This window comes from Acidimicrobiales bacterium (assembly GCA_035536915.1).
GTDB lineage: Bacteria > Actinomycetota > Acidimicrobiia > Acidimicrobiales > JAHWLA01 > JAHWLA01.
Map to the genome: position 1 here is coordinate 172398 of DATLNE010000044.1, position 22035 is coordinate 194432.

General features: G+C 69.1%; 28 protein-coding genes and 2 tRNA genes. 21 read left to right on the forward strand and 9 right to left on the reverse strand.

Going from position 1 to position 22035, the window contains the following annotated elements; all coding sequences use genetic code 11:
• The 8 genes from VM938_13160 (at nt 1) to VM938_13195 (ending at nt 8415) form a co-directional block, all read left to right on the forward strand.
• Nucleotides 1-1074 carry a DNA replication/repair protein RecF gene (locus tag VM938_13160; GenBank protein ID HVF75988.1) on the forward strand — a complete coding sequence of 358 codons (1074 nt, stop codon included), beginning with the start codon at nt 1-3 and terminating at the stop codon, nt 1072-1074.
• Nucleotides 1071-1376 carry a DUF721 domain-containing protein gene (locus VM938_13165; GenBank protein HVF75989.1) on the forward strand — a complete coding sequence of 102 codons (306 nt, stop codon included), beginning with the start codon at nt 1071-1073 and terminating at the stop codon, nt 1374-1376. The genes VM938_13160 and VM938_13165 overlap by 4 nt, the downstream gene beginning before the upstream one ends.
• A gap of 123 nt (nt 1377-1499) precedes the next feature.
• Complete coding sequence (gyrB, locus tag VM938_13170; protein ID HVF75990.1) at nt 1500-3434, forward strand: DNA topoisomerase (ATP-hydrolyzing) subunit B; 1935 nt, start codon at nt 1500-1502, stop codon at nt 3432-3434.
• A gap of 189 nt (nt 3435-3623) precedes the next feature.
• Nucleotides 3624-6095 (forward strand): DNA gyrase subunit A, encoded by a 2472-nt coding sequence (gene gyrA, locus VM938_13175; GenBank protein ID HVF75991.1) that lies wholly within the window; start codon nt 3624-3626, stop codon nt 6093-6095.
• A 56-nt stretch (nt 6096-6151) separates the two neighbouring features.
• A complete protein-coding gene (locus VM938_13180; protein ID HVF75992.1) occupies nt 6152-6760 on the forward strand; it encodes a M15 family metallopeptidase in 609 nt (202 codons plus the stop codon).
• Between the two features lie 47 nt (nt 6761-6807).
• On the forward strand, nt 6808-7194 hold the full coding sequence (locus VM938_13185; GenBank protein ID HVF75993.1) for a DUF3566 domain-containing protein: 387 nt from the start codon (nt 6808-6810) through the stop codon (nt 7192-7194).
• A 27-nt stretch (nt 7195-7221) separates the two neighbouring features.
• Nucleotides 7222-7295, forward strand: a tRNA-Ile gene (locus VM938_13190).
• Between the two features lie 142 nt (nt 7296-7437).
• Nucleotides 7438-8415, forward strand: a complete 978-nt coding sequence (locus tag VM938_13195) for a hypothetical protein (protein ID HVF75994.1) — start codon at nt 7438-7440, stop codon at nt 8413-8415.
• An 81-nt stretch (nt 8416-8496) separates the two neighbouring features.
• On the opposite strand, the gene VM938_13200 is transcribed toward VM938_13195, so the two are convergent.
• Nucleotides 8497-8727 (reverse strand): hypothetical protein, encoded by a 231-nt coding sequence (locus VM938_13200; GenBank protein HVF75995.1) that lies wholly within the window; start codon nt 8725-8727, stop codon nt 8497-8499.
• 78 nt (nt 8728-8805) lie between these two features.
• On the opposite strand from VM938_13200, the gene VM938_13205 reads away from it, so the two are divergent.
• Nucleotides 8806-8994: a helix-turn-helix domain-containing protein gene (locus VM938_13205; GenBank protein ID HVF75996.1), complete on the forward strand. Its 189-nt coding sequence runs from the start codon at nt 8806-8808 to the stop codon at nt 8992-8994.
• A 26-nt stretch (nt 8995-9020) separates the two neighbouring features.
• A tRNA-Ala gene (locus tag VM938_13210) sits at nt 9021-9094 on the forward strand.
• A gap of 43 nt (nt 9095-9137) precedes the next feature.
• Here the strand turns inward: VM938_13210 and VM938_13215 are convergent.
• The gene (locus tag VM938_13215) at nt 9138-9572 is read right to left on the reverse strand and encodes a PIN domain-containing protein (protein HVF75997.1); all 435 of its coding nucleotides are present in this window, start codon (nt 9570-9572) and stop codon (nt 9138-9140) included.
• On the reverse strand, nt 9569-9730 hold the full coding sequence (locus tag VM938_13220; GenBank protein HVF75998.1) for a hypothetical protein: 162 nt from the start codon (nt 9728-9730) through the stop codon (nt 9569-9571). Before VM938_13220 ends, VM938_13215 begins: the two co-directional genes overlap by 4 nt.
• 177 nt (nt 9731-9907) lie before the next feature.
• Between VM938_13220 and VM938_13225 the strand changes: the two genes are divergently transcribed.
• From VM938_13225 to VM938_13250, 6 genes are all read left to right on the forward strand, one after another.
• Nucleotides 9908-10339: a hypothetical protein gene (locus tag VM938_13225; GenBank protein ID HVF75999.1), complete on the forward strand. Its 432-nt coding sequence runs from the start codon at nt 9908-9910 to the stop codon at nt 10337-10339.
• On the forward strand, nt 10339-10917 hold the full coding sequence (locus VM938_13230; GenBank protein ID HVF76000.1) for a zeta toxin family protein: 579 nt from the start codon (nt 10339-10341) through the stop codon (nt 10915-10917). Before VM938_13225 ends, VM938_13230 begins: the two co-directional genes overlap by 1 nt.
• A gap of 54 nt (nt 10918-10971) precedes the next feature.
• Nucleotides 10972-11232, forward strand: coding sequence for a hypothetical protein (locus VM938_13235; GenBank protein HVF76001.1), 261 nt, complete (start codon nt 10972-10974; stop codon nt 11230-11232).
• Nucleotides 11229-11609, forward strand: coding sequence for a PIN domain-containing protein (locus VM938_13240; protein HVF76002.1), 381 nt, complete (start codon nt 11229-11231; stop codon nt 11607-11609). The genes VM938_13235 and VM938_13240 overlap by 4 nt, the downstream gene beginning before the upstream one ends.
• A gap of 110 nt (nt 11610-11719) precedes the next feature.
• The gene (locus tag VM938_13245) at nt 11720-12940 is read left to right on the forward strand and encodes a prolyl oligopeptidase family serine peptidase (GenBank protein HVF76003.1); all 1221 of its coding nucleotides are present in this window, start codon (nt 11720-11722) and stop codon (nt 12938-12940) included.
• Nucleotides 12941-12962: 22 nt separating this feature from the next.
• Nucleotides 12963-13235 (forward strand): zf-TFIIB domain-containing protein, encoded by a 273-nt coding sequence (locus tag VM938_13250; protein ID HVF76004.1) that lies wholly within the window; start codon nt 12963-12965, stop codon nt 13233-13235.
• 68 nt (nt 13236-13303) lie between these two features.
• On the opposite strand, the gene VM938_13255 is transcribed toward VM938_13250, so the two are convergent.
• From VM938_13255 to VM938_13270, 4 genes are read right to left on the reverse strand one after another with little or no spacing between them, the layout of a single operon-like run.
• Nucleotides 13304-13849 (reverse strand): hypothetical protein, encoded by a 546-nt coding sequence (locus tag VM938_13255; protein ID HVF76005.1) that lies wholly within the window; start codon nt 13847-13849, stop codon nt 13304-13306.
• Nucleotides 13846-14754: an acyl-ACP desaturase gene (locus VM938_13260; GenBank protein HVF76006.1), complete on the reverse strand. Its 909-nt coding sequence runs from the start codon at nt 14752-14754 to the stop codon at nt 13846-13848. Before VM938_13260 ends, VM938_13255 begins: the two co-directional genes overlap by 4 nt.
• 39 nt (nt 14755-14793) lie before the next feature.
• Nucleotides 14794-15669: a DMT family transporter gene (locus tag VM938_13265; protein HVF76007.1), complete on the reverse strand. Its 876-nt coding sequence runs from the start codon at nt 15667-15669 to the stop codon at nt 14794-14796.
• Nucleotides 15659-17476 carry an AMP-dependent synthetase/ligase gene (locus tag VM938_13270; protein HVF76008.1) on the reverse strand — a complete coding sequence of 606 codons (1818 nt, stop codon included), beginning with the start codon at nt 17474-17476 and terminating at the stop codon, nt 15659-15661. Before VM938_13270 ends, VM938_13265 begins: the two co-directional genes overlap by 11 nt.
• 145 nt (nt 17477-17621) lie before the next feature.
• On the opposite strand from VM938_13270, the gene VM938_13275 reads away from it, so the two are divergent.
• Nucleotides 17622-18254 (forward strand): peroxiredoxin, encoded by a 633-nt coding sequence (locus tag VM938_13275; GenBank protein HVF76009.1) that lies wholly within the window; start codon nt 17622-17624, stop codon nt 18252-18254.
• Here the strand turns inward: VM938_13275 and VM938_13280 are convergent.
• The gene (locus VM938_13280; protein ID HVF76010.1) at nt 18245-18661 is read right to left on the reverse strand and encodes a PaaI family thioesterase; all 417 of its coding nucleotides are present in this window, start codon (nt 18659-18661) and stop codon (nt 18245-18247) included. The two genes, VM938_13275 and VM938_13280, sit on opposite strands and share 10 nt — an antisense overlap.
• A 101-nt stretch (nt 18662-18762) precedes the next feature.
• Between VM938_13280 and VM938_13285 the strand changes: the two genes are divergently transcribed.
• Complete coding sequence (locus VM938_13285) at nt 18763-19953, forward strand: thiolase family protein (protein ID HVF76011.1); 1191 nt, start codon at nt 18763-18765, stop codon at nt 19951-19953.
• A gap of 84 nt (nt 19954-20037) precedes the next feature.
• Complete coding sequence (locus VM938_13290; protein ID HVF76012.1) at nt 20038-20286, forward strand: hypothetical protein; 249 nt, start codon at nt 20038-20040, stop codon at nt 20284-20286.
• Between the two features lie 52 nt (nt 20287-20338).
• On the opposite strand, the gene VM938_13295 is transcribed toward VM938_13290, so the two are convergent.
• Nucleotides 20339-20662, reverse strand: coding sequence for a cell division protein CrgA (locus VM938_13295; protein ID HVF76013.1), 324 nt, complete (start codon nt 20660-20662; stop codon nt 20339-20341).
• 15 nt (nt 20663-20677) lie between these two features.
• Between VM938_13295 and VM938_13300 the strand changes: the two genes are divergently transcribed.
• Together VM938_13300 and VM938_13305 are read left to right on the forward strand one after the other, a co-directional pair.
• Nucleotides 20678-21382 (forward strand): DUF881 domain-containing protein, encoded by a 705-nt coding sequence (locus VM938_13300; GenBank protein HVF76014.1) that lies wholly within the window; start codon nt 20678-20680, stop codon nt 21380-21382.
• 11 nt (nt 21383-21393) lie between these two features.
• Nucleotides 21394-21996: an aminodeoxychorismate/anthranilate synthase component II gene (locus tag VM938_13305; GenBank protein HVF76015.1), complete on the forward strand. Its 603-nt coding sequence runs from the start codon at nt 21394-21396 to the stop codon at nt 21994-21996.
• Nucleotides 21997-22035 lie beyond the last annotated feature (39 nt).

Below are 22035 nucleotides of genomic sequence, written 5' to 3' on the forward strand. Positions count from 1 at the left end.
TTGCGCGTTGACCGGCTGTGGCTGACCGACTTTCGTAGTTACACGTCGGCCGAGCTGGCTCCGGCCCCCGACGGGCTCACCGTGGTGGTCGGCTCCAACGGCGAGGGCAAGACCAACCTGCTCGAAGCCATCGCCTACCTGGCCACTTTGTCGTCGTTCCGAGGCGCCCCGGACGACGCCCTGGTGCGCGCGGGCGCCAGCCAGGCGGTCGTGCGGGCCGAGGGCGAGCGCGAGGGCCGGAACTTGTTGTTGGAAGCCGAGATCAACACGGTCGGCCGCAACCGGGTGTTCGTGAACCGCCAGCCCTTGAAGCGAGGCCGCGACCTGCTGGGCGCCCTGCGGGTGACGGTGTTCTCGCCCGACGACCTCGCCTTGATCAAGGGCGGGCCGTCGGAGCGGCGCCGCTACCTCGACGACACCTTGGTGGCCCTGCACCCCCGCTTCGACGCCCTGCGCTCCGATGTGGAACGGGTGCTGCGCCAGCGCACCACCCTGCTCAAGCAGGCAGGCGGGCGGCTCACCCCCGAGGTCGAGGCCACCCTCGACGTATGGGACGCCAAGCTGGCCTCGGCGGGCACGGCATTGACCGAGGCCCGGGAGGACCTGGTGCGACGCCTGGAGCCGGTGGTGAGCAAGTCCTACGACCAGGTGGCCCACGCCTCGGCCGACGTGACGATGTCGCTGGAGCGGTCGTGGGACGGCCTGCTCACCGAGGCGCTGGCCGCGGCCCGCCCCGACGACCTGCGCCGGGGCGTGACCACCGTGGGCCCGCACCGCGACGAACTGGCATTGGCCATCGGCGGCCTGCCCGCTCGCACCCACGGCTCGCAGGGGGAGCAGCGGTCCCTGGCGCTCGCCCTGCAGTTGGCCGCCCACGCCGTGGTCACCGACACCACAGGGGCCACGCCGGTGCTGCTGCTCGACGACGTGTTCTCCGAGCTCGACCCGGCCCGCAGCGAGGCCCTGTTGGCCCACCTGCCCGCGGGCCAGGCCATCTTGACCACGGCCAGCCCGGTGCCGACCACCGCGGTGGTGGCCGCCACCGTGCGGGTGGCTGCGGGCACCCTGTCGTGAGCCGCTGGCGCCCGTTGCCCGACCCGGCGGGCGAGCAACCCCGCCGCTTGAGCGAGTCGCTGGGGCGCTACCGCACCACGCTGTCGCTGGTGCTCGGCGTCTGGCGCGACGTGGTGGGGGAGTCGGTGGCGGGCCACGCCAAGCCGGTGGCGGTGCGCCAGGGCGCGCTGATCGTCGAGGTCGACGACCCGGTGTGGGCCACCCAGCTCCGGTGGCTGGGTGACGACCTGCTCGGCAAGCTCGGCGAGGCCGTCGGGGCCCCCGTGGCAGAGCGGCTGGAAATCCGCGTCGGCAGGCGCTGAAACGCCGGGTTCTGTCTCACCCCTCTGGTAAACTGCCATCATTGCAATTCGGGCTGCTGACCTGGGATTTCGCGCCGGAATTGCCTCGACTCTGCACCCGTTGAAAGGTCGCGCCCCGTGGCGATGAAGGCACCGTCCGAGCCGAAGGCCGCCAGCTACAACGCTGACGCCATCACCGTGCTCGAAGGACTTGATCCGGTCCGCAAACGACCGGGCATGTACATCGGCTCCACCGGCCCCTCGGGGCTCCACCACCTCATCTGGGAGGTGGTCGACAACGCCGTCGACGAGGCCATGGCGGGCTACTGCGACCGCATCGAGGTCACCCTGCTGGCCGACAACGGCTGCCGGGTGTCCGACAACGGCCGCGGCATCCCCGTCGACCCCCACCCGCAGTACAAGAACAAGTCGGCCGCCGAGGTCGTGCTCACAGTGCTCCACGCGGGCGGCAAGTTCGGCGGGGGCGGCTACAAGGTCTCGGGCGGCCTGCACGGGGTGGGCGTGTCGGTCGTCAACGCCCTGTCGTCCCGGCTGATCCTCGAGATCGACCGCAACGGCGACCACCACCGCATGGAGTTCGCCAAGGGCGGCAAGCCCCAGGGCAAGCTCGAAGTGGTCGGCAAGGCGCCCCGCGACCGCACCGGCACCACCGTTACCTTCTGGCCCGACGGCACCATCTTCGAAGAGGTCGAGTTCCGGGCCCAGACCGTGCTCGAGCGGCTCCAGATGATGGCCTTCCTCAACAAGGGCCTGGAGATCTGCTTCACGGACGAGCGCCCGGGCCACCAGCAGGAGATGGCCTACAAGTACAGCGGCGGCATCATCGACTTCTGCCGTCACCTCAACGCCTCCAAGGAGGCGCTGTTCAAGAAGGTCGCCTACTTCGACGTGGCCGAGGAGACCCAAGAGGTCGAGATCGCCCTGCAGTGGAACACCGGGTTCTACGAGGGCATCCACTCCTTCGCCAACGGCATCGCCACCCGCGAGGGCGGCATGCACGAAGAGGGCTTCAAGAAGTCGCTCACCAACGTCTTGAACAAGTACGCCCGTGGCAAGGGGCTGCTCAAGGAGAAGGACGACAACCTCACCGGCGAAGACATCCGCGAGGGCCTGACCGCCATCATCGCCGTGCGGCTGCAGGACCCCCAGTTCGAGGGCCAGACGAAGGGCAAGCTGGGCAACGTGCCCATGCGCTCGCTGGTCGAGCGGGCCACCAACGAGAAGCTGTCGGAGTGGTTCGAGGAACACCCCACCGAGGCTCGCCAGGTGGTGCAGAAGGGCATCCAGGCGGCCCGGGCGCGCACGGCCGCTCGCCAGGCCCGCGACCTCATCCGGCGCAAGTCGGCCCTGGAAGGCGCGGGCATGCCGGGCAAGCTGGCCGACTGCTCGTCGAAGAACGCCCGGGAGTCTGAGCTGTTCATCGTCGAGGGCGACTCAGCCGGCGGCTCGGCCATCCAGGCCCGCAACCCCGAGAACCAGGCCATCCTGCCGATCCGGGGCAAGATCCTGAACGTCGAGCGAGCCCGCGTCGACAAGATGCTGAAGAACACCGAGATCCAGGCCCTGGTCGCTGCCATCGGCGCCGGCGTGGGCGAGGAGTTCGACGTCAGCAAGATCCGCTACCACAAGGTGATCCTGCTGTGCGACGCCGACGTCGACGGCAGCCACATCCGCACCTTGCTGCTCACGTTCTTCTTCCGCCAGATGAACGAACTGGTCGAGGGCGGCCACGTCTACGTGGCCCAGCCGCCGCTGTTCTCCACCCTGGTGGGCAAGGAGAAGGTGTACTTGAAGGACGAGCACGCCCGGGTGGCGTTCCTGGCCGAGCACCCCAACCACAAGGCCGACTTCAACCGGCTGAAGGGCTTGGGCGAGATGGACTACCACGAGCTGGGCGAGACCACCATGGACGCCGGCCGCCGCACCCTGCTGCAGATCAACGTCGAGCAGGCGGCGATCGCCGACGAAGTGTTCTCGATCCTCATGGGCGATGACGTCGAGCTGCGGAAGCACTTCATCGTGACGAACGCCAAAGACGTGCGGTTTCTTGATATTTGAGCCTCGGGGCCTGTCCGCCAGGGCACCCTCCCACCGGTGCTCCGCACCGGCGGGCCCCTCCCTTCCGGCCACCCGAGGCTGGCGCACCGACTCGGCCGCTGTTGCGTGAGCACGCAGCGCGACGCCGTTCCCATGACTTGGACTCGAAGTGAGAGTGAAAACCGGAAGTGAGTTGCTGTGAGTGACGTGATGATCCCGGGCGGGCCTGGCGATGACGATGGGGCTGGGTCGGGGACGACGTTTGGGTCGATCGAGCCGATTGAGATCCAGGAGGAGATGGAGCGGTCGTTCCTCGACTACTCCATGTCCGTCATCATGTCGCGGGCCCTGCCCGACGCCCGCGACGGGCTCAAGCCGGTGCACCGCCGGATCCTGTGGGGCATGCACGACCAGGGCGTCCGGCCCGACCGGCCCCACACCAAGTGCGCCCGCGTCACCGGCGACGTCATGGGCAAATACCACCCCCACGGCGACTCGGCCATCTACGACGCCCTGGTGCGCATGGCCCAGCCGTTCTCCCTGCGCCACCCGCTGATCGACTTCCACGGCAACTACGGCGCCCCCGACTACCCGGCCGCCGCCGCCCGCTACACCGAGTGCCGCCTGGCCCCGCTGGCCACACACCTGCTGGCCGGCATCGACGAAGACACCGTCGACTTCACCGGGAACTACGACGGGCGCGAGCAAGAGCCGGTGGTGCTGCCCGCCCGCTTCCCCAACCTGCTGGTCAACGGCAGCCAGGGCATCGCCGTGGGCATGGCCACCAACATCCCGCCCCACAACCTGGGCGAGATCATCGACGCCACCGTCCACCTCATCGAGAACCCCGAGGCCACGCCCGACGACCTCATGGCCTTCGTCAAGGGCCCCGACTTCCCGACCGGCGGCCTCATCCTGGGCCGGGCAGGCATCCTCGACGCCTACCGGACCGGCCGGGGCTCCATCAAGATGCGGGCCAAGGCCGAGATCGAAGACGGCAAGCGGGGCACGATGATCGTGGTCACCGCCATCCCGTACCAGACCTCGATCGGCTCCATCGCCACCAAGATCAAGGACCTGGTCGACGCCCGGGAGCTCGACGGCATCCGCGACATCGAGAACCTGTCGGCTCAGAACCAGACCAAGCTCGTCATCTACCTCAAGCGCGACGCCAACGCCCACGTCGTGCTCAACAACCTCTACAAGCACACCCCGCTGCAGACCAGCTTCGGCGTCAACATGGTCGCCTTGGTCGACGGCGTGCCCCGCACCCTCAACCTGGTGCAGGCCCTGCAGGCCTACGTCGACCACCAGGTCGAAGTCGTCACCCGGCGCTCCGAGTTCCGCCTGAAGAAGGCCCGCGACCGGGCACACATCGTCGAGGGCCTGCTCAAGGCGCTCGACATGATCGACGCCATCATCGAGGCCATCCGCAACTCCGACGACCGGGGCGCGGCTCGCGAGCGGCTCATGGCGACGCCCTTCGAGTTCACCGAGGTGCAGGCCAACCACATCCTCGACATGACGCTCGGCCGCCTCACCCGGCTGGGCCGCTCCGAGCTCGAGGAGGAGATGACCAAGCTGCGCCAGACCATCGCCGAGCTCGAAGCCATCCTCAACGACCGCGGCCGCCTGCTGACGGTGATCAAGGACGAGCTGGCCGAGGTGCGCAGCGGCTTCGCCACCCCGCGGGTGGCCGAAATCACCTTCGACCCGGGCAGCGAATCCCCCGAGGACTTCATCGACGACGCGCCGCTGGTGGTCACCATGACCAAGACGGGCTACATCAAGACGGTCAACGCCTCGGCGTTCAAGACGCAGGGCCGCGGCGGGCGCGGGGTGGCGGGCACCAAGCTCAAGGAAGAAGATTTCGTCACCCGCATCATCCACACCTCGGCGCACGCCTTCCTGTTGTTCTTCTCGAACCGCGGCAAGGTGTACCGGCTCAAGGCCCACGAGGTGCCGATGAAGGAGCGCACGGCCCGGGGCACGGCCATCGTCAACCTCCTGCCGCTGGCCCCCGACGAGCACATCCAGGCCATCATCGACACCCGCGACTACCCGTCCGACCGCTACCTGTTCTTCGCCACCCGCAAGGGCACGGTCAAGAAGACCCCGTTCAGCGAGTACGACAAGTCGCGCCGGGAAGGCTTCATCGCCATCAACCTCTCCGAGGGCGACGAACTTGTCCGGGTCATCCAGACCAACGGCGGCGACGACATCTTCATGGTGTCGCGCAACGGCATGACGATTCGTTTCTCCGAAGACGACGTGCGTCCCATGGGCCGGTCGTCCACCGGTGTGCGGGGCATGCGCATGAAGGAGGGCGACGAGGTCGTCTCCTGCGACGTGGCCCGCGACGACACGGCCATCCTCATCGTCACCGAGTCGGGCTTCGGCAAGCGTACGCAGCTCGACCGCTTCAACCGCCAGGCCCGTGGCGGCCAAGGCGTGCGGGGCATCAAGCTGACGGCCAAGCGGGGCTACGTGGTGGCCGCCTTCATGGTCGCCCTCGACGACGAGATCTTCATGGTGTCGTCCGGCGGGGTTACCATCCGCATGCCCGTCCGGGAGATCTCGTCCCAGGGCCGCGATGCCACCGGCGTGCGGGTCATGAACCTCGACGACGGCCAGACCGTCGCCTCGGTGGCCCCCATCCTCTCGCCCGACGAGGACGAGTAGGCCGCACCAAACCAACTTCCCCCTCCGTAAGCCCGCAGTCCTTTCGGAGGTGAACCATGCCGCGCTGTCGCGGTCAATCGGGGCAGACCCTGCCCTTCGTCGCGCTTGTGCTCGTTGCCCTGGGCGCAGCGTCGTTGTTGGTGGGCAAGCTGGGCGGGGCCGCCGTGCTGCGGGCCCGGGCGGTGGCGGCGGCCGACACCGCGGCGTTGGCGGGCGCCGTCGGTGACCGCGCCGACGCGGAGGCGGTCGCCCGGTCCAACGGCGGGTCGGTGCTCGGCTTCGACCGGGTGGGCGACGACGCCCGGGTGCGGGTAAGCGTGGGGCCGGCCGTCGCCACCGCCCGGGCACGGCCGGTGCAGCCGGAGGGCGCCGCAGGGTTGGCTCCCGCCTTGCGGGCGGCGCTGGCCCGGGCCGAGCAGCTGCTCGGCCGCCCCATCCCCATCACCTCGGGCCGGCGGTCGACGGCGGAGCAGGCAGCGCTGTGGGCCAACCGCTTCCGCAACCCGTTCCCGGTGGCGCCCCCGGGGCGCTCCAAGCACGAGCTGGGGCTGGCCGTCGACGTGCCCTCGGCCTTTTTGCCCACGCTGGTGCCCGTGGCCCGCCAGGCCGGGCTGTGCCGTCCGTACCCCGACGACCCCGTCCACTTCGAGCTCTGCCCACCCTGACTTCGGCGTCCCCGGGGGGGCGGTCGCCAGCGGGTAGCCTCCGATCCGTGGCGCAGGGGAGACGTGTACGGCGGGTCATCCGCAAGATCGACCCGTGGACGGTCCTGCGCTTCTCGGCCCTCTTCTACGCCAGCATGCTTGTGGTGGTGCTGGTGGCGGGCACGCTGCTGTGGGTGGCGGCCTCGTCGGTCGGGGTGATCGACAACGTCGAGAAGTTCATCAAGGAGCTGTTCGCCCTCGAGTCGTTCCGCATCTCCGGGGTCAAGCTGTTCACCTCGTCGGCGGTGGGCGGCCTCGTCCTGGTGCTGCTGGGCACGGGCATGAACGTGCTGATGGCCGTCGTCTACAACCTCACCGCCGACATCGTGGGCGGCGTGGAGGTGACGATGCTGGAGGAAGACACCGCCGGCGCGTCCCGCCGCTCGGTCGTCTGAGCGCGTGTATCGTCTTGCACTCGGCTTGGGGCTATAGCTCAGTCGGTTAGAGCGCAGCACTGATAATGCTGAGGTCGGTGGTTCGATTCCACCTAGCCCCACTCCTATGCAAGCCCTTCGCCGTCTCGCGCTCGCTGTTGGTGCCGCCGGGCTGCTGGCCGGGCTGCTTCGCCTCCGCGGCACCGGTGGCACGCCGCCCCAACGTGGGGGCTGGCGCGAGTTGTCAGGCCCCGACCTCCGCTAGTGCGCATCGCGTTGGTGGGTGCGGGTGCGGTCGGCGCCCGGGTGGCTCGCCAGTTGGTGCCGTCCGACGACGTCGAATCGCTTCTCGTCTTCGACACTGATGCCCGCCGCATCGCCGCGGTGGTGGCGTCGATCGGCGTCCCGGCCAGGATCGGGTCGTGGCCCGTCGACGCCGACGTGGTGGTGCTGGCCCATCCGGGTGACCACCGGGCTGCGGCCGAGACAGCCCTCGAACGGGGCGCCTCGGTGGTCTCCGTGTCCGACGACATGGCCGATGTGCGGGGCCTCCTCCTGCTCGACGCCGAGGCCCGGGAGCGCAACCGCTACGTCGTGGTCGGGGCGGGTTTCGCGCCGGGGCTCACGTGCCTGCTGGCCAAGCACGCGGCGGCCGACCTCGACGAGCTCGACGAGCTGCACGTGGCCAAGACCGGCACCGCGGGGCCTGCGTGCGCCCGTCGCCACCATCGAGCGCTGTCGGAGCGGGCGATCGACTGGCGTGAGGGGGCGTGGCAGTCGCGGCCGGGCGGGTCAGGGCGTGAACTGTGCTGGTTCCCCGACCCCATCGGCCCCCAGGACTGCTACCGGGCCGGGCTGCCCGACGCCCTGCTCTTGGCGCCGGCGTTCCCCGGCGTCGAACGGATCACCGCCCGAGTGGGGGCCACCCGCCGCGACCGGCTGACGGCACGGCTGCCGATGCTGCGCCCGCCGCACCCCGAAGGCCTGCTCGGTGCCGTACGGGTGGAGGCCCGAGGGCGCCGCGCGGGCGTGCGCGACGTGCGCATCTTCGGCGCTGTCGACCGCCCCGGGGTGGCCGCCGGTGCCGTGGCCGCCTTGGCGGCGCTGGCTGCCGGCCGGGGCGAACTGGCCCGGCCCGGGGCAGCCAGCTTGTCGGAATTGGTGGCCGACCCGGTGCCGTTCCTGGCTGAACTGGCGCGCCGAGGCGTGCGGGCGGCCGCCTTCGAGGGCGCCGGCGCGTAATCCGCCGCTTTTCCACAGAATGCGACGCCTGGTTCGGGAGTTCTCCCCCGCATCCTGTGGAAAACGGCGAATCGCTGTGGACTAGGAGGCGGGGTCGACCGGCTGGCCGTACGTCGTCGGCCCTTCCATGGTGTCGAGCGACGGCGCGTCGTCGGTGGGCGGGTCTTCCATCGGGCCCTCGCCCAGAGGCGGGTCCTGGCCCGGCGGGACATCGGTGGGGCCGACATCGCCCACGATGTTGGGGTCGTTGGTGCCTACGGGGGCGTCACGCATGCGGTCGAGGACGCCGTCGTCGGTGTGGTCGGTGGTCATGGTCGCCACGTACCCGATTCCGGCACATGGCAAATAGTGGTTTGAGCGCATGTGAAGAACGGGTAAGACGGCGGCACCATGTCACCTCGAACCCCCGCATGGCTGACGGCTGACGAGGTGGCTGACCGACTCGGTTTCTCCCTCGCCGCCGTGTACGAGGAGATCCACGCCGATCGCCTCCCGGCGCAGCGTTACGGCCGCAGCTACCTCGTCCGCCGATCCGACGTCGAAGCCCGCCTCACCGAAACCGCCGTCGCCACCGGCTAGCCCGCCCGATACCATGTCCCCCGTACGGGGACGTAGCTCAGTTGGCTAGAGCACCTGCTTTGCAAGCAGGAAGTCGTGGGTTCGAGTCCCATCGTCTCCACAACCTGTCATTGCTCGAACCGGCGGAACCAAGGCGGTGGAAGTCAGCCGGTTTTGGAGGCGGCTTCGAGCGTGAGTCCCGGTACCTCACGGAAGATCTGGTCGTCGGAGACGAGAGGCACGCCGAGGCGCAGTGCGCTTGCTGCGATCCAGCGGTCTGCCTCGTGTGCGCGCTGGGCGAGTGCATGGCCGATTCGGAGACAAGCGACCCGAAGACGTGCATGCACCAGCACGAGTTCTGGACCCGAGTGCACAACCTCGACACGGGCGAGCTTCGCCTCCATTCTCAGCATGCGCGACGGGCCCCACCCACGCTGGATGGCTCCGAAGTACAACTCGGCAACGGTTTGGAAGGAGATGAAGGCGGGCCGCCCCACGATCACCGGCTCGTACCGGTCGGCAAGTGGCGAGCCTGGCACGAGGTCGGCGCCAAAGACGTTCGTGTCGATGACGATCGGACCGCGCGCTCGGGCGGTCACGCTTCGAGAGCAGCCAGGAAGGCTTCGCCTTCCTCCTCGGTGAGGTCTTCGATCACCATTTCCTCGTGCGACGGCAGCGGGCGAGCGCGTTGCAGCAACTCTTCGACGGAGAGTTCGAGGCTCTCGCCTGGGCTCGGTTGAGGTGCACGGGTCGACATCGCACCACCGAGTTTACGCCTGCACCACACTCGAAAGGCGCGTAGTCCACTCACCTGCCGTTCGGAGAGCCGATCCGCAACGGCGCTCCTAGGATCACCTGGCAGCGGTCGTCCGATGACAACCCGGGTCCACCACTCGCCGTGTTGAGAACTGTTGCAGATTGCTACAGTAGAGCCATGGCGACGACCTCTCCGGCCCGGATCGACGACGACCTGTACGCCTCGGCGAAGCTCGCCGGGAGCGTGCAGAGCCGGAGCGCATCCCAGCAGGTTGCCCACTGGGCGCGGATCGGTCGGGAGATCGAGGCGTCTTCCAGCATCTCGCATAAGCAGATCGCCGCAGTCCTCGCCGGCAGCCGCTCCTACGACAGCCTCGATCCCAAGGAGCAGGCGGTCGTGCGGGCCGAGTGGTCGGCGCGCATCGACGAAGCCCGGGCCGGGCTCGACCTCGCAGAGGACTTCGCTCGCGCAGGCCGCACCTGGGTCGAGCTCGACGAAAAGGGCAGCGTCGTCGAACGCAGCGGGCCGGCCGAGCCACGAGCAGTGAAGAAGCCGGCCAGCGGTCCCACGGCAAAGACGGGGAAGTCGAAGGTGCGCGCCGCCGACTGATGGCGGACCCGGTTCTCCATCTCATCGCCGGCCCCAACGGTGCTGGGAAGTCGACGCTGTACGACCGGGTGATCGGACCGGTCACCAAGCTCGAGTTTGTCAACGCCGATGTCATCGCCGCGAGCCAGTGGCCCCACGATGTTGCCGCCCACGCCTACGACGCGTCTCGCCTGGCAACCGAACGCCGGAACGAGCTCATCGCGGGGCGGACATCGTTCGTCACGGAGACGGTCTTTTCCCACGAGTCGAAGGTCGACCTCGTCAGGGCAGCCGCTCAAGCGGGCTACCTCGTCATGCTGCACGTCGTGCTCGTCCCCGAGGATCTCGCCGTGGCGCGTGTGGCGAACCGAGTCGAGAACGACGGCCACGATGTACCCGAGGAGAAGGTGCGGTCCCGCTACGCGCGCCTGTGGTCGCTCGTGGCTGAGGCGATCCCACTCGTCGACGAGGCAACGGTCTACGACAACTCTTCGGCGTCCGAGCCCTTCCGCGTCGTGGCATCCTTCGATCGCGGTGTCGCCCTGTCGAAGCCGGCTTGGCCCCGGTGGACGCCGAAGGAGCTGCGCGCCGTGACCTGAGTTCCAGAACGACTCTGCCTGCGGCCGGCACGTCACCGAGGTATGGTGATCGGTATGGCGACCAAGAAGGTCACGATCACGCTGGAGGAAGCCCAGCTCGAGCGCATCCGGGCATTGGTCGACGCAGGCCGGGCGTCGAGTGTGTCCGGCTTCGTGCAGCACGCCGTGGGAATCGCGCTCGACGACGTGGCCGGGTGGGGAGCGATGCTCGCTGAAGCATTGACCCAGAGCGGTGGCGAACTCTCGGCCGACGAGAAAGCGTGGGCCGATCAAATCATCGGGACGGCAAAGCGCAACAAGCGCCCGGCCGCGTGACTCCCGGCATCACCCTCGACGCCGGGGGGCTTATCGCCCTCGACCGGGGTGCCAGGCAGGTGATCGTGCTTCTGGCCCGAGCGGCTGAAAGAGGTGCGGAGGTCATTGTCCCGGCCACTGCGCTGGCGCAAGCCATTCGACGCCCAGAACGCCAGGCGCGAATCGCCCGGCTCATCCGTCAGCCGACGACCCGTGTCATGCCACTCGACCGCGTCGACGCCACGAGCGCGGGCCGTTTGCTGGCGGCGAGCGGCACCAGCGACATTGTCGATGCGCACGTGGTGATCTGTGCCCGCCGCAGCGGGCAACGAGTGGTCACGTCCGACCCGGATGACCTTCTCCGCCTCGATCCCGCGCTCGAATTGGTTGTCGTCTGAAGGTTCGTAGGACGCTTCGACCCGTAATCGTTGGATGTGGGTGATTTTCGGCGGACGTGCTTCATCATGAAAGGAGGAAGATCGCCGACTCACGGGGAAGAAATATCTTCATGCGTATTCGACGTCTTGCGGTGAGCGCCGCCCTTGTAGCCGGTGTGGTCGCTCCCGCCTTTGCTGCCACATCCACCGGTTCCGGCGACCTCGCCGCTTCCTCGAGTGCCACCGGCAAGGGCGGGTCGAAGGGCCAAACCGATCTGGTCGGTGCGGCCAAGAAGCCGACGACCACCACCTCGTCGTCCACCACCACGACGACCACGGCCCCGCCGCCCACGCAGGCGTGCACCGACGCCGCCGACACCGCCATCCGCTTCGACCTCCCCGTCGCAGGCGAGACGGCCACCGGGTTCTACGCCCTCCCCGACACGACGCCCACAGGCCTGGTCGTCTTCTCCCACGGCTACGGCCACAGCTCCTACTCGTGGCAGGCCCACCTGCGCCGGGTGGCCCAGGACCTCGACGTCATCACCATCGCCATGGACTACCGGGGCCTCACCTTCCTCACCACCGAGAAGGCGCCCGGCATCCCCGACACCCGGGGCTGGAACGTGACCAAGGGCGCCGAGGACGGCATCGCCGCCGCCGAGTACTTCCAGGCCGAGTGCGACGTCACCGGCACCATCGTGAACTACGGCGTCAGCATGGGTGGCAACACCTCCGGCCTCATGGCCGCCGCCGGCGCCAAGCGCGAGGACAACACGACGCCGCTGTTCGACTACTGGGTCGACATCGAGGGCGCCAACGCCGTGGCCGAGACCTACACAGGCGCTCGCATCCTCGCCCCCGTCAACGCCTTCGCCCGCAACGCCCAGACAGACATCGAAGCGGAGATGGGCGGCACCTTCGAGCAGCAGACAGCCACCTATCTCAACCGCTCCAACATCACCAGGGCCGCCGACATGAAGGCCGCCGGCCTCAAGGGCGTCGTGCTCGTCCACGGCGTCGACGACGGGCTCGTCACATACGACCAGTCGGCCACCATGCGGGCCGTGCTCAACGCCAACGGCGTGCCCACGCAGACCTACACGGTCACCTTCAAGAGCCCGCAGTCCGAGCGGGAGACCACCGCCACCGGCTACATCGGCGGCCAGCTCGACCCGACATACCGCTCGCCCCTGGCCGGCCACGCCAGCGAGATGAGCACCACCCACATCGTCAGCGTGCTCGGCTTCGAGCGCCTCACCGCCATCTACAACGGCGCCGGCCCCGACTGCACCCGGGAGTACGTGGTCGACGGCGAGCGGGGCCAACTGCCCGGCGAAACAAGCTGCTGAACGCTGGGTAGCGTCGTCGGGCATGAACTGCCCACTTGACGGCGAACTGCTGCAGATGTCGGAGCGCAGCGGGGTGGAGATCGACTACTGCCCCCGCTGCCGCGGCGTGTGGCTCGACCGCGGCGAGCTCGACAAGATCCTCGAGCGGGCCGAGCGCGAGCTGCCCTCGATCCCTTACAAGGACGACGACGACCGCCGCCGCTACGACGAACGCGACCGCGAGGACAAGCAGCAGCACCCCTACAAGAAAAAGAAGAAGAACTTCCTCTCGGAGATGCTGGAGTTCGGCGACTGACCAAGGAGCCGAGCCGATAGGCGAGGCGACCAATGAGCACAGCGCCTGTCTCGGCGGCCGCGCAACTCCTACGAGGTGACGGTGTAGTACTGCGCCGCGTAGGTGAACCCGCCGCCCGCGGGGATGTTGCACGTGGCCACGACCTTGTAGCGGCCCGGCCCCTCGTCGGGCGGCACCGAGATGGGTGTCGACCACGTGCCGTCGGGCTCGGCCATGCCGCCGTCGCCGCCGACCCGCTTCCCGCTGGGTGCATGCGAGTACACCGTCGCTGTGGCGTCGGTGCCGCGGCAGCCCGTGCCTCGGGCGTCGAGGCGCTGGTAGCCCGGGCCTGATGTGGGCGAGATGGTGAAGGTGCCCCGGGCCGTGGTGGTCGTCGTCGGCCGCTTGGTGGTCGAGGTGGTCGGCGCCGCCGTCGTAGCCACGGCAGCGGCCCCCGTCGTGGTCGTGGTGGACGTCGAGGCGGTGGTCGTGGTCGTCACCTCTTCGGTGGTCGACGTCGTGGCATCCGTCGCCACGTGCTGGTCGCCGTCGCCGTCGTCGCGGACGACCAACGCACCGGCCACGCCCGCCACCAGCAACAGCGCGGCCGCCGCCGCCACGACGCGTTGGTTCACGATGCGCCGACGAGGTCGGCCCGCCGCTGGGCCAAGCGCTTGGCGGCAATGCCCACGCGGGAGATGTACTTCAGCACCCGCGCCCGGGCCGCCTCGGCTTCGTCGCTCAGCCCCGTCAGCTCTTCGAGTTTCCAGTGCCGCAGGATGACCGGTACGAGGATGTGATCGTGGTGGGCGGCGAAGTCGTAGATGCCTGCCTTGGCAATGGCCATGGCGTGCGTGCCGAAGTCGGGGATGCCGGTGCCGGGCATCTCGAACTCCCGCACCTGCCGCTCGATGGCCAGCACCAGTGCCGAGGGGTCGAGCTCGATGGCCGCGGTGGTCACGTCGCGGTAGAACAGGTAGTGGAGGTTCTCGTCGGCCGCCACCCGGGCCATGACCTCGTAGCCCACCCGGTCGGGGATCATCTTGCCGGTGTTGCGGTGGGAGATGCGGGTGGCCAGCTCCTGCAGGGTGACGTAGACGATGCCGTCGGCCACCGAGGCGGGCTGGGGCACGACCCCGCCCGACACCTGCATCATGCGCCCCCGCTCCAGCGCCACCGGGTCGATGGCCCGGGTCACCAACAGGTAGTCGCGCATCACCGTGGCATGGCGCATCTCCTCGGCCGTCCAGCGCCGGGCCCACACGCCCCACGCCTCGGCCCCGAAGACCCGCTCGATCGTCTCGAAGTAGTACGGCAGGTTGTCCTCGGTGAGCAGGTTGACGAACAGCGCCGAGCGCACGGCATCGGGCAGCTCGTACTCGCACTCCTCAGGCGACCAATCGACGCCGGGCTCGAAGTCGCGGCCGCGGCTCCACGGCACCAACTCGTGGGGGAACCATTCCTTGGAGGCCGCCAGGTGTCGGTCGAGGAGCTGCTCGACGGTGGGCACCAGGGCGGCGAGAAGGGCGGCGTCGTCCATATACCGACTCTACCTACCTACCAGTCGGTAGGGTAAAACTCAGACTTCCGCTGGTGTCCGTCGGGCTCGGCCGATGATCACGGTGGCGGTGAGGATGGCCGCCCCGCCCACTGCCTGCAGCGGCCGCAGCCCCTCGTTGAGGAACACGGCGGCCAGCACGATGGCGAAGAAGGCCTCCAGCGTCATGACCACCGCCGTCGGCCCGGCGCCGATGCGTCGCAGGGCGGCGAACATCAGCCCGAAGGCGAACGAGGTGGCCAAGCCGTTGCCGACCAACTCCGGCCAATGACCCGGGGCAGGCGCCACGCCGTTCGACAGCGCCCCACGCACCAGCATGAAGGCCGCAGCCCCCAGCCCCACCCACGCCCCGGTGGTCAGGGCGTCGGTCTCGCGGACGAGGTGTTCGCTGCTCAGCAGGTAGGCGGCGAACGACGCCGAGGCCAACAGGGCGATGGCGATGCCGGTCGTGGAGATCGACACGCCGCCCGCCGCGGCGATGACCAGCACGGTGCCCCCTGACGACAGCACCAACGCCCCCACTCGCCGCCGGTCGGCGGGTGCCCGGCCCAGCACCCACTCGGCCACGGTCACGATGGCCGGATACGTGTAGAAGAGCAACGACACCGCGGCGGTCGTGCCTCGCTCCAAGGCGGCGAAGAAGAACGCCGCTTCGATGCCGTAGCCGAACACGCCGATGAGCAGGACCCGCCACCGCTCGCCCGGCGCAGGGAGCAGCGAACGGCGTTGCGCGGCGAGCACCAACAACAGGGCGCCGCCTGCCACCGAGAAGCGAACGCTCAAGACGGCCGACGCATCGAGCCCGTCGGCCGCCATCGAGCGGTTCAACACCACGGTTACGGCGTACGAGAAGGCCGCGGCAACGGCCAGCCCGACGCCGAGGCGCTCAAGTCGAATAGAGCGCCTCGATCTCCGCCGCGTACTTCTGGTTCACGCCCCGCCGCTTGAGCTTCATGGTCGGGGTCAGTTCCTCGGAATCGGGCTGCCACTCCTCCGACAGCACCGTGAACTTCTTGACCCGCTCCACCTGGCTGAACCGGGCGTTGGCGTCGTCGACGCCCCGCTGCACCTCGGCCACCACCTCGGGGTGGACGGCGAGCGCCGCCATGGTGTCGGCCTCGATGCCCCGCTCCTTGGCCCACGAGGGCGCAACCTCGGGGTCGAGCACGACGAGGGCGGAGATGAACGGCCGGTTGTCGCCGATCACCGCGGCCTGGCCGATCAGCGGGTGGGCCTTGAGGGCCGCTTCGATGTTGGCGGGCGAGATGTTCTTGCCGCCCGCGGTGATGATGAGCTCCTTCTTGCGGTCGACGATCTTGAGGTAGCCGTCGTCGTCGAACTGCCCGATGTCGCCGGTGTGCAGCCAGCCGTCGTCGTCGAGCGCCTCGGCCGTCTTCTCCGGGTCGTTGAGGTAGCCCGGGAAGATGAGCCCGCCGCGGCCCAGCACCTCGCCGTCGTCGGCCAGCTTCACCTCGACGCCGGGCAGCGCCCGGCCCACGTAGCCCGGCTTGACGTAGATGGGGTCCCAGGTGAGCGGGCCGGTGTTCTCCGACATGCCGTAGATCTCCGACAGGGGCACGCCGATCGCCCGGTACCAGACGATGAGCTCGGGCGGGATGGGCGCCGCCCCGGTGATGGCGAACTCCACGGCGTCGAGGCCGACCAGGCCGCGCACCGTTGTGAAGGCCACGGCGTCGAGGAAGTCCCAGGTGCCCTGCTCCTCTTCGGTGAGCTCTTGGCCTGCGTCGCGCTTCTGCACGATCGGCGTGGATGCGGCGACGGCCTCTTCGAACTTCTGCTTCTTCTCGGGGTCGGCGGCCAGGGCCGAGGTGACGCCCGAGTGCAGCTTCTCCCAGATGCGGGGCACGCCGAAGAACACCTGCGGCCGCACCTCGCGCAGGTACAGGGCCAGCATGCTGGGGTCGGGGCAGGTGGTGACCTCGTAGCCGAAGAGGGCGCCCTGGTAGTGCGAGGTCATGCGCTCGGCGATGTGGGCCATGGGCAGGTACGACACCATGCGCATGCCCGCGGTGTCGTCGCGCTGGAAGCAGGCGAACAAGGTCTGGGCGGTCCACACGATGTTGCGGTGGGTGAGCATGACGCCCTTAGGCGGCCCCGTGGTGCCCGAGGTGTAGATGACGGTGGCCAGGTCGTCGGGCTTGGCGATCTGCGACGCCTCGTCGAGCGACACCGGCGACGCCTCCAGCAGCTTGGCGTAGGGCACGACGTCGTCGGGCGCCAAGCGGTCGGGGTCGTCGAGCACCACGATGGTGCGGATAGCGGGCAGTTCGTCGCGCACCTTGAGGAAGCGCTCGAGGAACCCGATGTCCTCCACGATGGCCAGTGCCGCCTCGCTGTGGCCCGCCAGGTACTGCACCTGCTCGGGCGCCGAGGAGTTGTAGATGGAGATGGGCGTGGCGCCCGCCAGCATCACGGCCATGTCGATGATGTGGAACTCGGGCCGGTTGCGCATCATGAGCACGACCCGTTGGCCGGGCTCGACGCCCAGCTCACGCAGGCCGGCGGCCACGCGGCAGGCCTGCTCGGCGTAGTCGCGGAACGTGAGCTCGCCCCACGACTCGTCGGCCTTGCGCCAACGGAGGGCGACGAGGTCGCCGTGCTCGGCGACGGTCTTGGCGAACTGGGTGGGGACGGTCTCCCCCTCCGCCATCCTGTCGAGGTCTTCGGCGGTGACTGTGGCCATGGTGCAAGTTCCCCCTGCGGGCTCAGTGAACCCCGTTATTCAATCGCGTTACCCGGCGCTTCGCGTGAGGGGGGAATTCCTGACCGAAGGGGTCGGTTATCGTGAACCGCGATTGCACGCGACCGGATCCCAGGAGAGACACCACATGGCTCTGCAACTCGGCGACGAAGCGCCTGATTTCACAGCGGACACCACCGAAGGGACAATCAGCTTCCACGAGTACCTCGGGGACGGCTGGGGCATCCTCTTTTCCCACCCCAAGGACTTCACCCCCGTCTGCACCACCGAGCTGGGCGCGGTGGCCCGGCTGAAGGACGACTTCGAGAAGCGCAACACCAAGGTGCTCGCGGTGAGCGTCGACCCGGTCGACTCGCACCACGACTGGAGCAAGGACATCGCCGATGTCACCGGCACCGCCCCCAACTACCCGATCATCGGCGACCCCGACCGCACCGTGGCCGACCTCTACGGGATGATCCACCCCAACGCCAACGACACCCTCACGGTGCGTTCGGTGTTCGTCGTGGGCCCCGACAAGAAGGTCAAGCTGACGCTCACCTACCCGGCGGCCACCGGGCGCAACTTCCAGGAGATCCTGCGGGCCCTCGACTCGCTGCAGCTCACGGCCAAGCACCAGGTGGCGACGCCCGCCGACTGGAACCAGGGCGAGGACGTCATCATCACCGGCGCCGTATCCGACGAAGACGCCGCCCAGCGTTTCCCCGGCTACACAACGGTGAAGCCGTACCTGCGCACCACCCCCCAGCCTCAGGGCTGAGGTTCGCGGTGTAGCAAGAACGTCCCGGTCGAACGACTGACGAGGCGGCCGTCCGCATCGCGGACGGCCGCTTCGGCGAAGGCCACCTGCTTGGCCATGCGCACGACCTCGCCGCGCACCGCGTAGGCGGTGCCCGCGTTGGCGGGCAGCATGGTCTCGGTCTTCATCTCCAACGTGGCCCGGGTGCGGTCGCGGCCCGACAGGCCCGCGTTGATGGCGAAGTTCATGGCGGCGTCGAGCACGACGGAGTGCACGCCCGCCTGCACGATGCCGTGCGGGTTGCAGGCCAGCGGCGTCGGCACCCACTCGCCGTCGACCCAGCCCTCCCCGTAGGAACGGAAGGCGGCGCCGATCCCGGCGATGATCGCCATGCCCCCGTCGCCCAGCCAGCGGTCCATGTCCTTCATGGCCGGGAAGCTACCGCTGCGTCGCACGGTTGCAGTAGCCACACCGGCCAGGACAGACTTGACCGACCGGTCTAGTAGTTACTTTCGACAGAGGGGGCCACATGGCCAACGCAGTGATCATCGATGCCGTCCGCACCGCCGGCGGCAAGCGCAACGGGAAGCTCTCCGCCTGGCACCCGGCCGACTTGGCGGGCGAGGTGCTCAAGGCCTTGGCCGAACGCAACGACCTCGACCCCGCGCTCGTCGAAGACGTGATCATGGGCTGCGTGATGCAGGTCGGGAACCAGAGCGTCAACGTCGGCCGCAACGCCGTGCTGGCCGCCGGGTTCCCCGAGTCGGTCCCCGCCACCACCATCGACCGCCAGTGCGGCTCCTCGCAGCAGTCGGCCCACTTTGCCGCCCAGGGCGTGATGGCCGGCGCTTACGACATCGTGATCGCCGCCGGCGTCGAGGTCATGACCACCACCCCCATGGGTGCGTCGGTCACCCCCGGCAGCCTGCCCTTCGGCCCCAAGGTCATGGAGCGTTACGCCGAGCGCGGCGGCCTGGTGCCCCAGGGCATCTCGGCCGAGATGATCGCCGAGAAGTGGAGCCTCACCCGCGAAAACGTCGACACCTACGGGGCCCGCTCGCAGCAGTTGGCCGAGCAGGCCACCGCCGAGGGCCGCTTCGAGAACGAGATCATCCCTGTGCGGGAGCGCCGCCTCGACCGTGAAACCGGCAACGTCATCGAGTCCGACGAGCTGGTCACCCGCGACGAGGGCATCCGCCCCGGCACCACGGTGGAGACGCTGGGCAACCTCAAGCCCGCCTTCAAGCCCGACGGCGTCGTCACCGCGGGCAACTCGTCGCAGATCACCGACGGCGCTTCGGCCGCGCTGATCATGAGCGAGGACAAGGCCAACGAGCTGGGCCTGCGCCCCCGGGCCCGGTTCCACACCTTCGCCCTGGCCGGCGTCGATCCCATCATGATGCTGACCGGTCCCATCCCCGCCACCGAGAAGGTGCTGGAGCGGGCCAAGCTCAGCATCGGCGACATGGACCTGGTGGAGATCAACGAGGCGTTCGCCACCGTCGTGCTGTCGTGGGAGAAGGAACTGCGCCCCGACATGAGCAAGGTCAACGTCAACGGCGGCGCCATCGCCCTGGGTCACCCCCTCGGCGCCTCGGGCACCAAGCTGCTCGCCACCCTGCTCAACGAGCTGGAGCGCACCGGCGGCCGCTACGGCCTGCTCACCATGTGCGAGGGCGGCGGCATGGCCAACGCCACCATCATCGAGCGCCTGGGCTAGTCCGCAGCAGGTACCTGTGTACGGATCGTGCCGCTTTCCGGCGCGATCCGTACACAACCTCCCGGCGGCGTAGCCTGACGGGCGGTGTTCAAGATCGTGGTGTCCGTCATCATCGTGTTCGTGGTGATGAAGGTCGGGCTGACCGTCCTACGGGCGCTGGCCCAGCCCATCCCGCCGCCGCCGCCTCCCGGCGAGCTGCGCAAGGTGAACCTGCGCTTCCGGTGCTCGATGTGCGGGACCGAACTGCGTATGACCGCCGCCCCCGACGAGGACCCCGAGCCGCCGCGGCACTGCCTGGAGGACATGCAACTCGTCGCTCCGCCGATCGAATGACGTTCTCCCCAGGATGTGGACAAAGCTGGGGAGGGAACTCACACGGCGGTAATTACCGGTATTTCGTGGCGGTGATGAAGCCCGCGGTGATGAGTCCCAGCCCGATGAGCAGCCACTTGTTGTCGGTGTCGCCGGGCAGCAGGCCGGCGCCGGGCATGTAGTTGCTGATGATGACGAGCATCCCCGCCAGCAGGAAGACGAGCATGAGGACCGGCACCCAGCGGGGGCTGACCTTGTACTCCTTCGGCGTCGGCGGCGTGTACCGGCCGGTGCCCTTGGGCGTGACCCGGCCGCTCGCCGTGCCGTCCTTGGCCTTGCCCCCCTTGCCGTCGCCGGCGGCGTCCTCGGTCTTCGAGCGTCGTCGCAGTAAAGGCATGGGGGGAGGATAGTCATGCCCCGCTCGCGCTCGCTGCTCGCCGTGGCCTGTGTGCTCATGGGCTTTGTGCTCGCCACCGCGGTGCGGGCGCGCCCGGCCGACCCCGAGGCGCGGTTGCCGCAGCGCTACCGGCTGGTCGACCTCATCGAACGCGAGGAGCGCACCGCCGAGGAGTTGCGGGCCCGGGTGGCCGACCTGCGCGAGCGGGTGGCCCGCTTGCGGGCGGACCGGGTCGGGCAGGCCTCGGGGTCTGAGGCCCGCGACGAGGAGCTGCGGGCGGCGTCGCTGGCTGCCGGGCTGGTGCCGCTGCGGGGGCCGGGGCTGCGGGTGGTGCTCGACGACTCCGACCTGCCGGAATCGCCGTCGGGCAACGTCAACGACTTGGTGATCCACTCCCAGGACGTGCAGGGCGTGGTCAACGCCTTGTGGAAGGCGGGAGCCGAGGCCATGGCCATCAACGGCCAGCGCCTGGTGGGCACCAGTGCGGTGTTGTGCGTGGGCAATACGCTGCTGCTCAACGGCACGGTGCACTCGCCTCCGTACGAGGTGGTGGCGGTGGGCGCCGTGCGCGACCGGTTCGACGCCGACCGGCTGGTGCGGCGGCTGCATGCCGATGCCAAGGCGTTCGCGCTGCGCTTCTCGGTGGCCAGGGAGTCGTCGCTGGAGGTGCCTGCCTACGAGGGGGCGACCAACCTGCGGTACGCCCGACCGGCGGCCTAGCGTTGGCTGCCATGGCTGCTGCCGGGCCCCGGGTGCTCGTCGTCGACAACTACGACTCGTTCGTCTACAACCTCGTGCAGTACTTGGGGGAGTTGGGCGCCGAACCGGTCGTACACCGGCACGACGCGCTCTCCGTCGACGAGGCCATGGCCTTGGGTGCCGACGCCGTGCTCATCTCGCCCGGTCCTGGGCGGCCCGAGGACGCAGGCATCTCCAACGACTTGATCGTGGCCGCGGGCTCTGCGGGCGTGCCGGTGCTGGGCGTGTGCCTCGGCCACCAGTGCATCGGCGCCGTGTTCGGCGGCGAGGTCGTGCGGGCGGCCGAGATCATGCACGGCAAGACGTCGATGGTGAGCCACCGGGGGGTCGGGGTCTTCGCCGGGCTGCCCGACCCGCTGGAGGCCACCCGCTACCACTCGCTGGTGGTCGACCCCGCCACGGTGCCCGACGTGCTCGAGGTGACGGCCGAGACCACCGACGGCGTGATCATGGGCCTGCGCCATCGGGACCTTCCGATCGAAGGGGTGCAGTTCCACCCCGAGTCGATCCTCACCGGCCACGGCAAAGAGATGCTCCGCAACTTCCTGGCGGCCGCCGGCTTGCCCGCCCCCTAGCCGGCCGAGGGGCCGGCCAGGGGGCGGCAATCGAGCAGT